The 14682-nt window shown below is 67.0% G+C and carries 7 protein-coding genes; 1 reads left to right on the top strand and 6 read right to left on the bottom strand.

Annotated features, from left to right (window positions below; genetic code table 11):
- Window positions 1–68: 68 nt before the first annotated feature.
- The 3 genes from E1261_RS01745 to E1261_RS01735 form a co-directional block, all read right to left on the bottom strand.
- Window positions 69–6182, bottom strand: coding sequence for a DNRLRE domain-containing protein (locus E1261_RS01745; protein ID WP_132400673.1), 6114 nt, complete (start codon window positions 6180–6182; stop codon window positions 69–71).
- Between the two features lie 98 nt (window positions 6183–6280).
- On the bottom strand, window positions 6281–7264 hold the full coding sequence (locus tag E1261_RS01740; RefSeq protein WP_132400670.1) for a helix-turn-helix transcriptional regulator: 984 nt from the start codon (window positions 7262–7264) through the stop codon (window positions 6281–6283).
- A gap of 134 nt (window positions 7265–7398) precedes the next feature.
- On the bottom strand, window positions 7399–9255 hold the full coding sequence (locus tag E1261_RS01735; RefSeq protein WP_238175944.1) for a hypothetical protein: 1857 nt from the start codon (window positions 9253–9255) through the stop codon (window positions 7399–7401).
- An 86-nt stretch (window positions 9256–9341) separates the two neighbouring features.
- Between E1261_RS01735 and E1261_RS01730 the strand changes: the two genes are divergently transcribed.
- Complete coding sequence (locus E1261_RS01730) at window positions 9342–9842, top strand: pyridoxamine 5'-phosphate oxidase family protein (RefSeq protein WP_132400664.1); 501 nt, start codon at window positions 9342–9344, stop codon at window positions 9840–9842.
- Here the strand turns inward: E1261_RS01730 and E1261_RS01725 are convergent.
- The 3 genes from E1261_RS01725 to E1261_RS01715 form a co-directional block, all read right to left on the bottom strand.
- Entirely contained in the window at window positions 9835–11892 is a 2058-nt protein-coding gene (locus E1261_RS01725) for a sialate O-acetylesterase (protein ID WP_132400661.1), read from the bottom strand. The genes E1261_RS01730 and E1261_RS01725 overlap by 8 nt on opposite strands.
- A gap of 117 nt (window positions 11893–12009) precedes the next feature.
- On the bottom strand, window positions 12010–13995 hold the full coding sequence (locus E1261_RS01720) for a protein meaA (protein ID WP_132400658.1): 1986 nt from the start codon (window positions 13993–13995) through the stop codon (window positions 12010–12012).
- A 242-nt stretch (window positions 13996–14237) separates the two neighbouring features.
- Window positions 14238–14573 carry an STAS domain-containing protein gene (locus E1261_RS01715; RefSeq protein WP_132400655.1) on the bottom strand — a complete coding sequence of 112 codons (336 nt, stop codon included), beginning with the start codon at window positions 14571–14573 and terminating at the stop codon, window positions 14238–14240.
- Window positions 14574–14682: the final 109 nt, after the last annotated feature.

Here is a 14682-nt window from a genome sequence, read left to right as displayed (position 1 = left end):
ACCTTTCTGGGCGGAACCCCGGGCGGCCCAGCAGCGGGCCGCCCGGGGCGGATCAGTGGATCAACGGATCACCATGTGCGCGGGAAGGGGTACTTGGGCCGCCACTGCCGCACCCGCTTCCAGACGTAGGTCTTGACGACGCCGAACGCACAGCCCTGCGCGCCCCAGCGGCCGATCTTGTACGGGAGTTTCTTGTACTTGGCCCAGAAGGACTTCCGCAGCATCGACCCTCCGGCGCCCTTGATACAGGCCTGCACGTACTTGTTCTTGACGACCTTGCGCCAGACCCACCGCACGTACTTGTTCCGCTTGATCTTCTTCTTGAGTTCCTTCAACTTCTTCGCGAGTGCCTTGGCCACACACTTCTTGGACCAGCACATCCACTTGCCGTCCAGGTCGGTCTTGTCCACCGGGTCGGCGCAGGTGTACTCGTACGCGTTGCAGCCGGCGCCCCAGATCGGGTCGATCTGCAGGAAGCGCCCGGTGGCCGGGTTGTAGAGCCGGACACCCATCAAGACGATCCCGGACGGCGCGTCCGCGGCTCGCTGGTGCGCGCCGAGCCAGCCGTAGCGCTGCTTGCCGACGGCTTCGGAGTCGCCGAGCTGGCCGTACTCGTCGGCCTCGCTGGTGCTGGACAACCCCTCGTCACCACTGTGGATGGTGGCCACGATGTCGCCGGACAGGTCGGAGATCTGCCAGTCCGCTACGGCGGAGTCGCTGTCGAGGATCGCGGTCAGGCCGGACAGGCCCGGGATGACCCGAGTGAATCGTGTTGTCCCTTCCTGGGTCCACACCGGTGAATCCTCGTCACCGTCGTAGTGGTTGACGTATCCCACCACCTCGCCGGTCGAGTTGTCGGTCCAGGATCGGATCCGCTCACCGGTGACATCGAGGGTGTAGTCCGTCGTGCGACCGGCCTGGGTGACCGTGTCGACCAGGTCGTCCGCGTGGTAAGTGGCCGTCACGTTCCCGGCCGCGCGTGCTCCCGTGTCGATCGCCGGCACGGTCGTGGTCCGGCCGAGAGCGTCGTACGCGTAGCCGGCAGTGGTGACCCGGTTCGCCGTGTCGTAGGTCCAGGTACGCGAGGCCGCCGGGGTCGTCGTCTGGCAACTGCCGTCAGCGGCCGGCCCGTACTCGGAGCTACTCGTCCGGTCCGTGGCAGTGCTGAACCCGTAGGTCCGGGTCACACACTTCTCACCGACGGTCTCCTCGACCGAGGTGACCCGGCCTGCCGCGTCCTGGCGGTAGAGCTGACTGGACAGAGTGGACACCCGCCGGGCTGTCTGGCCGGTACCGGAACCGGTCAGCGACTCACTGAACAACGTGCAGTCGCCGGAGGCACACCCTGGCTTGCTGTAGGTGATACCGGCCGCTTCGCCGGACTCGTCGTACCGGGTGTCGACCTTGACCCCGTTGGGCCAGGTCTCACTGACGAGCAGTCCGTCAGCGTTGTAACTCCCGGTGTAGGTGCCGGTGTGGCTGTCGTTCACCGAAGTGAGCAGACCTCGATAGTCATACCCGTGGGTCCGGGTGGCTTTGCCGTCCGAGGTGGTCGCCGCCCGGCCGAGCAGGTCGTAGGAAGTGGTGGACAAGTTGCCGTCGGCATCTTTGTAGGAGGTGACCCGGCCGAGGGTGTCGTAGCTGCGGACGATCTCGGCGGTGACCGCGCCGGCGGAGACCGACTGGGTCCTGAGGACGTTGCCGGTCAGCGGGTCGTAGACGTTGCGCTGGATCGGAACCGCCGTACCGAGGCCTGCTGCCGCGACGACCTCGACCTCCAGGACGCGGCCGGCCGCGTCGAACCTGGTGGTGCTGGTTCGCAGTGTCCCGGCACTGGTCTTCTCGACCAGTACTCGCTGCTGGTTGAACATGTCGTACGTCTGGACCTTGACCGGCAGCTCAGGCCCGGTGGCCGCCTGGCCACCTGGCTGGATCCTGCAGACCAGGTTCGCCCACTCGGGCCGGAGATCGCACTCGCTGTACCCCGATCCGGAGGTGGCCCGGTAGTAGATCAACTTCTGCGTGGCCGGGGTGTTGGTGGTCGTACCGCCCGCGACCTGGGTCGTCGAGGTGTCGAGACCGGTGACCGCGTCCACGGTGTTCCGGACGGTCCGGTTCAGCCCTCCTGGGTCGGTGGTCGTCACCGTGGGCGTGCGCAGAGACCAGTTGTACCCAGTGGTCGTGACCCGGCGGTCTGCCTCGACCGCGGTACCGCCCGCGCCCCAGAGCCGAACCGCCGACTCGGCGGTAGTGATCAGATTGAACGGACCGCCAGTGGTAGGCGCGCCTTGGTCGTAGGTGTTGCGAATCAGGTGCTTACCCCTGACCGTGGCGCCGGTGCTGAGGCGGACCTCTACCTCCGGCCCCAGCGTGGTCTCGAGCCGTTCTCCGTCCAGCGAGTAGTTGTTCACCATCGAGTAGGCCTGCGCCAGGGTCTGCTCCGCGGCGTCGTTGTCCGACTGCGACTGGTTCAGAGCCCGATTGCGGTTCTCCGCGGTCAGTGCGCGAACGGTGTTGCCGAAACCGTCGAACCAACTGGTGGTGATGTTGCCACCGGGTGACGCGGTGTTGATCTCCCGACCGCTGGCATCCAGATAGCTGACCGTTGCCCGCTCCCAACTCGACGGCAGCGCACCGGTTGCCGGGTTGCCACTGGGCACCTGGTCGGCCGGGAAGACAGCCGCGGCGTCAGTGGGAGCTTCTGACTGCCCCCATCGCTTGGTCTGCCCGGGAGACATGTCATACGGTGCGCCTGCTCCAGACAGAGGCACCTTGTAGACAACAGTTTCGACAGCAGTGCCTGCGGTCAGGGCAGAGCGAGACACCTTGGAGATCCGGCCGATGGCGGGGTCGTTCGGCAGCGTCGTGTAGCTCAGCTGCCAAGGCTCCTGCCCGGCCGTTCTGACAGTCGAGAGAACACCGTCGGCCTGGTAGCTGTAGGTGTCGCCGACGTGGGTGCTGCCGGAGTCCAGCCGCGGGTCCCAGGCCGAACGCAGCCGGCCCGCGTTGTCGTAGCTGTACCGCGCGACCACCACTGTCCGCAGTGCCGGCGTGGCCAGGTCCGGATCCCAAGCGGTGAAGGAGATCTCCTTGACCCGCCCGAGGTAGTCACCCCAGGTCGCCTCGGTAGTGCCGGTGGCTGTGGTCGCGGTGGCGTAGGTGAAGTTCAGTGCCCGGCAGCCGCGTGCCATCGTCGCGCAACTGACGCCGTCCGGTACCGGGGCCAGCATGCGGGTCGGCCGCACCACCTCGGCACCGCCGATCGTCACCTTCTCCCAGTTGTAGGTGGTGATCTGGTTGCTGCCCGGCAGCGTGGTCGCCGTCGGGTAGTACTGGCCCGCCGCCGTCCCGGTGACCCGGCCGAACGTCACGATCGCGCCCTGCTCGTCCGTGAGCTTGTACGAGTCGGTCGCACTCGCATAGGTCAGCTTCAGACTCGCCTGCCCCACCTCGGGGTCGAAGTTGACACCGTCGCGAGCCGTGAAGCCGACTGTGTCGCCCTCGGGTGTTCCGACCTGGATCAGGGTGCCGAACACATCGAGAGACGTGTACGGCGTCTGGGCCTCGTCCACGACGGCCCCGGAGATCCAGCCCGGGCCGAACATGCCCGAATCGTCGGTCTTGGCCGACTGACGGCTGTTGTAGGTCCGGCTGACCGTCAGGTCGCTGCCGTAGGAGTCGACCGACACGTCGGTCTCGGACATCGAGAGGTTGCCCGTCAGCAGGTTGACCTCACCGGGGCCGATCTCTTCAGTGGCTGCCGTCGCGAGGTTGCGGTCGAAGGTGAGCTTCACCGCGCCCGACGACGCAGCGGTGCCACCGGTGAAGTTGCCCCGGATCTGGACCGGTCCGTCCCGCGGGATCGACTGGGTGTCGACCGCGGCCAGAGTGGCCTCCAGGTTCCAGTTCAGCTTCGGGAACTGTCCGCCGCCACTGGTCGCCAGCGGCCAGGTCACGGCACCGCCACCGGCTGCGACCTGCACGTGAGCGGCCGGGATCGTCACCCAGGCGTCGGTATCGCCGCGACGCCACTGGTAGGTGACACCGGTGGCCGTCGTACGGCCCGCGCCGACAATCGCTGTCTTGGCCGCGCTGACGTCACCGTTCTTCGGTGAGATCACTGCTCCACCACCGACAGCGAACTCGTACGCCGTCAGCGGCGACCGGTTGCCGGCCTTGTCCCTGGTCCGGACCCACAACGTGTGCGGTCCGTCCGCGGTCGGGGTGATGCTGATGCTGGTGGTCGCTCCCGGGGTGGCCGCGTTGACCACCTCGTCCGGCGGGTTGGTGTCGACGCCGTACTCGTACGCCACGACGTCACCGACACCCGAGGAGCCGAAGGTGAAGGTCCCCGCCGTACCGGCTGCACCTGACCACTGGCCGACCGGGTACGTCGTGGACGAGACAGTCGGTGCACTTGCGGGTGCGATGGTGTCGACGGTGAACTCGCACCAGGCCGACCACGCGCCAGGCGTCGTACCGTCGGTGCCCTGCACTCGCCAGGCGTAACTGCCGCCCTCGACGAAGGCACCGCTGGGGATGGTGGTGCCCAGCCAGGCGCCGGATGCGCCGGGGCCTTCGGTGGCCGTGGTGGTGGCTCCGCCGATCGGCTGCCATTCGAAGTTGCCGTACACCTTGGCGCCGAGACCATCGCTGATCTGTGCCCGCAACTGCGGCGTACGGGTGGAGATGTACGGCCTTCCGGCACCCGTGCCGCAAACCGTCGCAGGCGCGGTCGCCTGGGCGTTCACCGCGGTCTTGGTCTGGTAGGTGACCGTCACCGACGGCGGGTTGGCCGCGGCCTCACGGGAGGCGAACCGCTTCCAGCCGAAGTTGTCGGTCTCGCTCGCCGCCTTGATCCCGATATTCGTCTTGGTCGCGTGGTTGGTCGCCGTGTGCTGGAACGCCGCAGTGACCGGGATCGTCACCCAGCCGGCCCCGCAGGACGACGAGAAACCCTTCGTCTGGGTCGATGTACCGACCCTCTCCAGTACGGCCGGCTGCGCGGTCCAACGCGCCGCACTGGTGACGTCCTCGGTGCGCCATGCCTCCCAACCCGCCGCAGCGCAGGAGTACGAATGGGTCTCCCACAGGCTCAGCGTGGCGGCCTGGATCTGCTTGTCCCACAGCCATTCCTGGTTGTCGAACCGCAGGAACGACCTGGCCTTGGTGCTACCGCCGTCGTAGCTGCCGAGCTTCAGTTCGGTCGCCGCGGACTGGTCGCTGGTGTAGGTGTTCTGCACGAACGCGTCGAAGCTCGCACCCGAACTCTGCGCCGGGTCGATCGTCACCGGATAGACCGTCTTCGGGTCGGTCAGGAAGCCGGCGTCCGGTGTCAGGACCAGCGCGTTCTTGGCCAGGCCGAGCCCGACCTTGGCCGTGCGGGTGTGCTCACCGGAGGCCTGGTCGACGGTCGAGTCCCACATCAGTGGCGCCGGTACGTCGCGGCTCACGGTGCCGGACGTGACCTTCAGACCGCCCTTGCCGTCCAGCTTGGTGGTCAGGCCGTCCGTCTTCCACGGCATCCGGAGTTGCTTGACCTGGGCGACAGCGGCCTTGCTCTTCACCAGCAGGTGCTGCTGGTAGCCCGTCCGGGTCGCCTCGACGACGAGGTCCACGCCGGGCTTCACGTCGCGGTACGTGGCGATGTTGCCGGCTAGTTCGGGGGCCGGCAACGGTCCGGCCCAGCCGAGGCTGGAACTCCTGCCGGTCGTCCCGAGCGTCACCAGTTCGTGGTCTCCCTTGCCGGTGGTGGCACCGGCAAGCTTCAGCCCGTACGGGTGAGCTTCGGGAGCGACCGAACCGTCGGCCTGGCGGACCAGCGTCACGTCGACGTCGATCCACTCCCCTTCCTCGTCCCGCATCCGGACCGGACCGGCGGCGACGGTCGCCTCGATCTTGCCCGAGGGCAGCGCGCGGTACTCGGTGGTCTCGGTGGTCTTGCCGGTGATCAGCACCGGCTTGCCAGTTGTCCTGGCAGTGACGACGGCCGCTGCCTCGTCATCACGTTCGAGCGGAAGTTCGGCGGCCGTGTCGGTCAGTTCAGCCGGGACGGCCGCGGAATCGGTGGCAGGTTGCAGCACGGCGGCTACGAGCGCCAGACCGACGGTGACGCCGATCCAGCGCCTGGACTGCGCGCGTGGATTAGGACGGAGGAATCGGGACTTCGGATATCGGAACATGGGCGGTGACCTCCTGGGGCGGGGTACTCCGCTCCAGCGTGGGGCCCCGCCCCCGACCCGGACAGGTCAGTAGTGGACACCTTCCGCTATTGGCCAGTTCAGCCCAGCAGACCTAGTCGTTGTGCGGCCGCGCCCGCCGCGAAGCGGGTGGGGGCGTCGACGAACTCCATGATGGCGGCGATGTGACGGCGTACTGTGCGGACGCTGAGCTGCAGGTGGCGGGCAATCGCGTCGTCCTTGAGTCCGTGGACCAGTAGGCGGAGCACTTCGCGCTCTGTCCCGCCGAGGCCTGTTGTCTGCGTCTGCACGACTGGTGTGGCGGACTCCCACAGTTGGTCGTAGTACTGCGTCAGTGCGGCCACCAGTGGTGCTGAGCGGACCAGTAGCGCGCCAGTGCTACCACCCGCGGCCAGACCGACCAGTGCGAAGTGGTCGTCGACTATGGCCATCCGGGTCGGCAGGTTGCGGACCGTGCGTACTTCCACGCCGGCACTGATCGCAAGGTGCGCACCGTGCTCAGCGAGATACTCCGGTGTGCACAGCTCGCGGAACGTCATGCTGTTGCACTGCCCGTTGATCAGCGACGGCAATGCGGCCGCGGGGCCCTCGTCGGTGAGGATGGATCGGTACGTGCACTGGACTGTGTGGATCGACGTCGTCCAGCGGGCAGTCAGCTCGTCCGGATCGGTCAGCACCTGCGCCAGCACCGACGGCACCTGCTCGGACCGGCGGTCATGTAACTGGAGCTGATGCATCTCGGCAGCAGCGACATAGCCCTGCAAGAGCCGGTCGTGCTGTTTGGTGAGCTCGTGGTGGACCTGGGTCAGCAGGCCGGTCACGGCGATCAACGGATCAACGGCTCGGAGCAGGACGAACTCCGGTCCGTGCTGCAGGTAGGCCAGGTGGCGGCTGAGCAGCTCCTGGTCGACTGGGTCCTCCGGATAGGCCACGCGGGCACCGGCGTGCGTCAGCTCGAGATACGCATCGGCGACATCATCGGGGAGCAGCTCGCGAACGAGCTTCTCGTGTTCGGACAACTCCTGCGGTTGCCGGCTGAAGCCGGCGGTGACTCCTGCAACCACGGCGATATCCCCCACCACGATCGGCCACCAGGGCGGATGGCCTTCTGTGTCGTGAAGTTACCATCCGCCACCCCTGCGAAGGTAGGTATCTTTCGTAAACTGCCGGTGGCCTCTCTCACTCGGCTGTGGTGCTTTTAACACCTTCTATCGTTAGAACGTAGGGCGTAGACGAGAGCCCAGTCCTGATCATTTGCGAGCGGGTCCGCGACGTGCGCCGGCTGGCCGTTCACACAACTCGGGTAGACGAACGCACAGGTCGCCGTACCGTCCGGGGCGAAGTTGACCAGGTTCGCGCGCAGAATCGCAGCCGCTGCGGCATCCAGCCAGGCCGCCTGCTGCTCGGTGACCAGTTCGCGCGGCCAGGCGTCGTACACGGCCGCACTGAGCACAGACCAGTAGTGCGGGAAGACGTCACCCCACAGTCGCAGTCGTCCGAACCAGTAGCCGTCCCAGTGCCGGATCGGCACGTGCCGCAGCCGTACGTCGGGCTGGTCGGCCGCGAACGCAGTCAGCCAGGGCAGTCTGCGGCTCAGCTCGGCACCGTCGATCTCCTCCGGTGCAATCCGGTACGCCGCGACCAGGAGCTCCAGGAGTGGTGCCACCATCGACTGCTCGTAGTTGACCTCATGCGGCGGCAGCTCATCGCCGTACTGGAGGAACGTGCGCGCATGCCGGACGAGATGCTCATGCAGTCCCAGCTCGGTCAGGAGCGGCCCGAGATCGAAGGCGAGGAAGTGATCGCCGCCCAGCTCGTAGTACCGGTTGAGGACGCGTGCTGCACCCTCCCGGTCACCCTGGCCCAGCAGGAACCGTGCGAACCACGGGAAGTTGTAGAGCCTGATGTGGTCCCGATTCTCGCTGTCCTCGTGGACTGTGCCGTCGTCGTCGACCAGATAGTCGTGAACGAAGCGCTCATACCCAGCCAGTGCTTCATCGAGCTCCCGCCGGTCACCCCAGCCCTGGTCACGGACCTCCTGCAGCAGGAGCGCCATACCGATCCGCTCACGCCCGTCGGACCAGTCCCGCCAGCCGTCGGCCAGCACGGTCAGCCCGCTGTCGACGTCGTACGGCACGAAGGCGTACTGGCGGCTGTCCGGTAGCTCGGGACGACGCTGGTGGTCGAGAACGAACCGCACGCGGCGCTCTGCGATCACCCGCAGCGGCTCGTGGAACAGCAGCGCCACTCGCGCACCGTCGGCATCGACATACTTCAGACCAGGCTCTTGAGCAGTGACTGGGCCATGGCCACGCACCTCGATCGTCCCCCCCACCTCGGCCGCCAGCCGGTCAGCAACGAGCCGTGGCCCGCGATCCGCGTGGAAGGCGGACAGGTCGTCGTACCAGCCGAGCTGCCACGTCCAGCGGTACGACGCTCCTGGGGCGAGCGTGATCTGCGGCTGACCGCCCATGGCGTGCGGTGCGCGTGCGTGGTCGGTGATGTGCAGGTAGAGATGGCCGCGGGTGTTGCTGCTGCTGTCTGGTTCGCGGGACTCGACGGAGTACGCCCAGAGCTCGCCTTCCTTGAGCTGTAGCCCCAGACCGGGACCACTGCCGTCCATCGGGACTGCCCAGGCCCATGCGTCCGCACCGCCGGTCCAGATGTGCGCGTGGACTGCACCGGTGAGGCTCTCGCGACTAGAGCGATACACATCGCGGTACGGCGTACTGATCGCGAGTGAGCCGACCTCGACCGGCGCTCCGGTCGGATTGCGGAGTTCGTACGTCTCCGTCCAGTGCTCACCGAAGCGGCGGCCGACCCGGAGCTCCAGACCGCCCAGCTGGTAGAGGAGGTCGAGTCCAGTGCTCCGCCAGCGCACGAGTGCCGGGTGGTCGAAGCGGTGGCTGCCGCGGTCCGTGATCAGGAAGCCCTTGCCCCAGGCGCGCGGCGCGGCGTACTGGAGCACGTCGCGGCCGTCGGGGTGCAGCACCTGGGCGACCGCGCCGTCGTCGGCGATCTGAACGGTTCCGGGACCGAATCCGAAAGATTCCACAATTCCCCAACCTACTGATGTCGAGGATCGCCCGGCAGCTCCGTCCCATCAACGAAAGCACCCACCGCACCGATTGGATTCGAACCATGAACGCCGAACAGATCGCCGAGATCCTCGCCAAGCCGTACTCCCAGCAACTGCTGAACGGCCCCGAGCCGGCCCGCTTCGCCTACGACGGCCTGGACGGCGACCCGCGGGTGATCCCGATCGGCTTCTGGATGGAGGGCGACAAGCTGCTGATCGCCACCGTGCCGAAGTCGGCCAAGGTCGCCGCGCTGAAGAAGAACCCGAAGGTCGCCCTCACCATCGACAAGGGCGCCTTCCCGCCCAAGGTGCTGCTGCTCCGCGGCACCGCCGAGGTCGAGCTGGTCCAGGGCATCCCGGAGGGCTACCTGGTGGCCGGCCGCAAGGTGATGACCGAGGAGCAGTACGTCGGCTGGGTGGCCGGCGTGAAGGGTCTCTACACCGAGATGACGCTGATCACCGTCACCCTGACCTGGGCAAAGCTGCTCGACTTCGAGACCACTCTGCCCAAGGCCGTTGAGGAGTTGCTGAGTGAGCGGGCCGGCGCCGTACCGGCTAGCTGATAGCGAGGCTGAAGGCCAGCAGGCCGGTCCCGGTGGCATTGGTGATCGCCGGCCCCGACTTCAGGTGCCCCTGGTAGACGAGTGCGGTCGCACCGGTCGGCGTACCGGACAAGGTGAGCTTGAGTGAGCCACCGGCTTCGTAGGCCACCGAACTGACAGTGACGGTGGAGCCGACCAGCCGGAAGTCCGCGCGCACTCCGGCTTCCACTGTGAGCGGATCGGTCGACCGGAGCTTCACAGTGAGGGTGTTGCCGCTCTGGGTGACACTTGCCGGGTTCGGCGGAGCCACGCCGGCCGACGGGCCGTCGTACAGCTCCCTGGCCACTACTGCGAACGTTTGGTCGCCCATCTCGCGGTAGCCATCGGCGTAGGCGTAGTGGCAGCCGTCGTGACCGGACAGGCTGGTTGTCGACAGCAGGGTGACGCCGTGGCTGGGGCCGAGTTTGCGCTGCGCCTCACGGAGGTTGATGGTCGTGGTGTTCTGACAGGGGGACGTGCGGACCTGGTAGACGAAGTACTTCGCAGTTGTCATCTCCGTGCGCCAGTCCGCCAGCAGTGAAGTGGTGCCGGAGATGTGGACTGCTGCGTTGTCGCTCTCGGACTCACCCTGGTACCAGAACACGCCCTTGACCTTGCTGAGCACTCCGGAGGCCTGCAAGCGACTGCGTAGGCGTCCGTAGTTGGTCGTCAGGTCGTTCGGGGTGGTGTCGTTGCGCTGGAAGAAGCTGGCCGGCTTCCCGCCGTGCGCGCCGTTGAACAGGGCGACCGGAACTCCATAGGTGTCGACGATTCGGCGGCCCATCCGGATCGCCCACTGACCGGCCGAACCGGGCTGCTTGGTGATGTCGCCGGTCGCGTAGTGCCAGACCCGGTCAGGGCCAGAGAGGGAAGACTCGACGGTCGCGCTGCCGAAGCTCCTGAGATAGCGCGACTCTTCGACGTTCGCGGCGCCGGCGTATTTGGCTGCCTGGGCATTCGACTGCCCCTGCACCACATACACGTCACCGGAGACGATGCCGGTGCGCCTGGCCACGACGCGGTCGATGCCAGGCCCAGTGGCTCTTAGTTCGAAGGTGTAGTCCCACAGACCCGCCTCGATGCGCGGCGTGAACCGGAACGGCGCGGACGCCGGAGCGGTGAAGGTCTGCGTCTCGCCGTGGCCAGTGACGCGCAGTTCGACCTGATCCACCCCGGCGGCGGTGACTTCACCGGCCACTGCGGGGTTGGCTCCGTTCTGGCTGTCCCGCGGGATCAGCTTCAGGTCCTGCGGCATGTCAGTCAGCTTCACCAGCGACGGGCGGGCGTAGACGGTCAGCTTGCGCTGCGTGTACGTCGCCGCGTTGTCGGTCAGCGTCCAGTCGGGCGCCCCACTGGTGTTGGCGCCGATGCCGAGCGCGAGGACGTTGCTGGTCGACTCGCTGAACCTGTTGATCGAGAGCACCGGCTTGGCCGGCACGCTCGACGGCTTGGTGGCACCGATCTGGTGGATCTGGAACGAGCCGTGGCCGAGAACCGTGGTCGGGCTGTCGTCGGCGTCGTACGTGCTCTCCGAGGCATTCGGCACCTGGCCGCTGGCGACTTTGTCGTACCGGTTCGGCCACATCTCGACGTACCCGGTCTGACCTGTGCCGGTCGTCACGCCGGCCACGTTGGAGGCGACCTCGAGGTCGCCGACCTGCTGCCGGAAGATCTGTCCGGTGGATGTCTGCAGGCCCAGTCGCCTGGCGTCGCTGGTGAACGGCGCCATCGCCGTCCACACCCACTGAACGCCCTGCGGGCCGTTCAGCTCGAGGCAGTAGCCGACGCGATCGAAATTGGAGCCGATGGCGGCGGTGTTGTTCACCGTGTACGGCGGGGTCGTGTTGAGCCAGCTCGCAGACGTGGGCAGGTTGATCTGCAGTGCCGTGGTGTAGCCGGCCGCCGCGGCGTCACAACCGGCTGCGGCTGGGGCGGTGGTCGCGGCGGTAGATGAGGACGGGGCAGCTCCGAGAACTGCGGCCGTGGTGAGGATCGTTGTCAGAAAGGCGCGGAATCGCGCGGACCGAGGCATGGGCGGGACCTCCGGATGATGTTTTCGCACGGAAGAGGCTTCCGAAGGCAGGAAACTACCATTGGACAACGATTTCCGTGAGAATCCTTCACCACATCCTTCAGCACTGCCCGATGGTCAGTCGAGTTTGTTGGCCGCCCTGATCACGTCGACCATGTCGGACATCATGCCGGTCAGGTCGTAGTCCTTCGGGGTGTAAACGGCCGCCACACCGGACGCCAGCAGTGCCCTCGCGTCGGCATCCGGCACGATTCCGCCGACAACCACGGGCACGTCCTCAAGGCCCGCCTCGCGCAGACCGGCCACGACGGCCGGGACCAGCTCCATGTGCGAGCCGGACAGAATCGACAGCCCGACACAGTGCACGTCCTCGGCCACCGCTGCCGCCACGATCTGCTCGGGTGTCAGCCGGATGCCTTGGTAGATCACCTCGAAGCCGACATCACGAGCCCGGACGGCGACCTGCTCAGCGCCGTTCGAGTGACCGTCCAGTCCTGGCTTGCCAACCAGGAACCGCAGTCTGCCGCCCAGCTCGGTCGACGTCTCGGACACCTTCACCCGGACCGCAGCGATCGCCTCACCGCCGGCCGACACACCCACCGATCCGGACACACCGGTCGGCGCACGGTACTCACCGAACATCTCCCGCAGTACGCCGGACCACTCACCCGTGGTCACGCCGGCCCGGACGCACTCGAGCGTTGCCGGCATCAGGTTGTCGGTGCCCTTCGCAGTGTCGCGCAGCTTCGCCAGGGCCGTGTCGACCGCCTTCTGATCCCGCTGCGACCGCCACTCGCGCAGAGAGGTCAGAGCGGCCTGTTCGGCGGCCGGGTCGACGGTCTGGATCGCAGTGTCCAGGTCAGCGGTCAGCGGCGACGGCTCGGTGTTCTCGAACTTGTTGACGCCGACCACAACCTGCTCACCGGACTCGATCCGCTGCCAGCGCTCGGCGTGTGAACCGACCAGAGCCGACTTCAGATAGCCGCTCTCCACAGCCACGACCGCACCGCCCATGGCCTGCACGCGGTCGATCTCGTCACGCGCTCCCGCGACCAGCTCATCCACCTTGGCTGCGATGACATGCGAGCCGTCGAAGATGTCGTCGTACTCGAGCAGGTCGGACTCGTACGCAAGCACCTGCTGCATCCGGAGCGACCACTGCTGGTCCCACGGCCGCGGGAGGCCGAGCGCCTCGTTCCACGCCGGCAACTGCACCGCACGCGCCCGGGCGTTCTTGGAGAGCGTCACGCCGAGCATCTCGAGCACGATCCGCTGCACGTTGTTCTCGGGCTGCGCCTCGGTCAAACCGAGCGAGTTCACCTGAACGCCGTACCGGAGCCGTCGCGCCTTGGGGTCCGTGATGCCGTACCGCTCCAGCGTCAGCTCGTCCCACAGCCGGACGAACGCGCGCATCTTGCACATCTCCTCGATGAACCGCACACCGGAGTTCACGAAGAAGGAGATCCGCTGTACGACGTCACCGAACCGCTCCGGATCCACCTGACCACCGTCCCGCACTCGATCCAGTACGGCGATCGCCGTGGAGAGTGCGAAGGCAAGCTCCTGCACCGGGGTCGCCCCGGCCTCCTGCAGGTGGTAGCTGCAGATGTTGATCGGGTTCCACTTCGGGACGTTCGCGACCGTGTAGGCGATCAGGTCGGTCGTCAGCCGCAGCGACGCGTCCGGCGGGAACGCATACGTCCCGCGGGACAGGTACTCCTTGACGATGTCGTTCTGCGTCGTACCGGTCAGCTCGGACGGCAACGCACCCTGCTCCTGCGCCGCGACCTGGTAGAGCGCCAGCATCCACATGGCCGGCGCGTTGATCGTCATCGAGGTGTTCATCTGCGCCAGCGGGATCTGGTCGAACAGCGCCCGCACATCGCCCAGATGCGCCACCGGTACGCCGACCTTGCCGACCTCGCCCTTCGCCAGCGGATGATCAGCGTCGTACCCGGTCTGTGTCGGCAGGTCGAACGCCACCGACAACCCCGTCTGTCCCTTGGCCAGGTTCCGCCGGAACAGCGTGTTCGACTCCGCCGCGGACGAATGCCCCGCGTAGGTCCGCATCACCCACGGCCGGTCCCGCTCACCAGTCGTCATGTACCCGAGAGTAGGACTGTGTGAGCTTGTGAGTCGCCCCCTCGTGACTCGTGTCATAAGGGGGCTGCGTCACATTCGGGGGAGGTCTGGCGGCCCCGCGCCGTAGCGAGCATGTGCTCGGTGCGGTAGCTCGGCGTGCTGGAGCGGAGGCCTCGATGTTTTTCCATCGTGGCCTTTGCTCCAGTGCGTCGAGGTGCCGTGCCGAGTGCAGCGCAGTAGGCGTGGGGGCGCCAGACCTCCCCTCAGGCCGTCATCGGCAGCGGTGTGCGTTCCACGTGCAGGATGCGGTGCAGGCGGGTGACCGCCAGGATCCGCACGACGGACGGGAGTGGATGCCACAGGACGAGCTGACGGCCCAGGAGCTGGGTCCGGCGATGGGTCGCCACCAAGAGACCCAGGCCGGTCGCGTCGACGGCGTCCACGGCTTCGAGGTCGACGATCACGTCGCCCTGCGAGGTGTCGATCAGCTGGTTGAGAGTCTGCCGGACGTCGCCTACCGAGCGCACGTCCAGGATGCCGGTCAGGTGTATGACGTTCCCGGTTGAATGGCTGACGTTGTCATGGGTCGGTGCGTTCATGTCCGTGCCCTCCGCTCGTCCGGCGGCCCCCGAGTGATCGGCCGCTGAGTGCGCGTTGTGTTCGTAAAGACTCCCTGGACACCCGGAAGGTTGCCAAGACCCCACGAGA

The organism is Kribbella albertanoniae, assembly GCF_004348455.1.
GTDB classification, from domain to species: Bacteria; Actinomycetota; Actinomycetes; order Propionibacteriales; family Kribbellaceae; genus Kribbella; species Kribbella albertanoniae.
The sequence above is the reverse complement of the archived record's forward strand: the minus strand, read 5'-3'. Positions and strand labels throughout refer to the sequence as shown.

Coding starts and splice junctions, on each gene's coding strand:
- E1261_RS01745 (WP_132400673.1), bottom strand. CDS start 6,182: ATGTTCCGATATCCGAAGTCCCGATTCCTCCGTCCTAATCCACGCGCG.
- E1261_RS01730 (WP_132400664.1), top strand. CDS start 9,342: ATGAACGCCGAACAGATCGCCGAGATCCTCGCCAAGCCGTACTCCCAG.
- E1261_RS01725 (WP_132400661.1), bottom strand. CDS start 11,892: ATGCCTCGGTCCGCGCGATTCCGCGCCTTTCTGACAACGATCCTCACC.
- E1261_RS01720 (WP_132400658.1), bottom strand. CDS start 13,995: ATGACGACTGGTGAGCGGGACCGGCCGTGGGTGATGCGGACCTACGCG.
- E1261_RS01715 (WP_132400655.1), bottom strand. CDS start 14,573: ATGAACGCACCGACCCATGACAACGTCAGCCATTCAACCGGGAACGTC.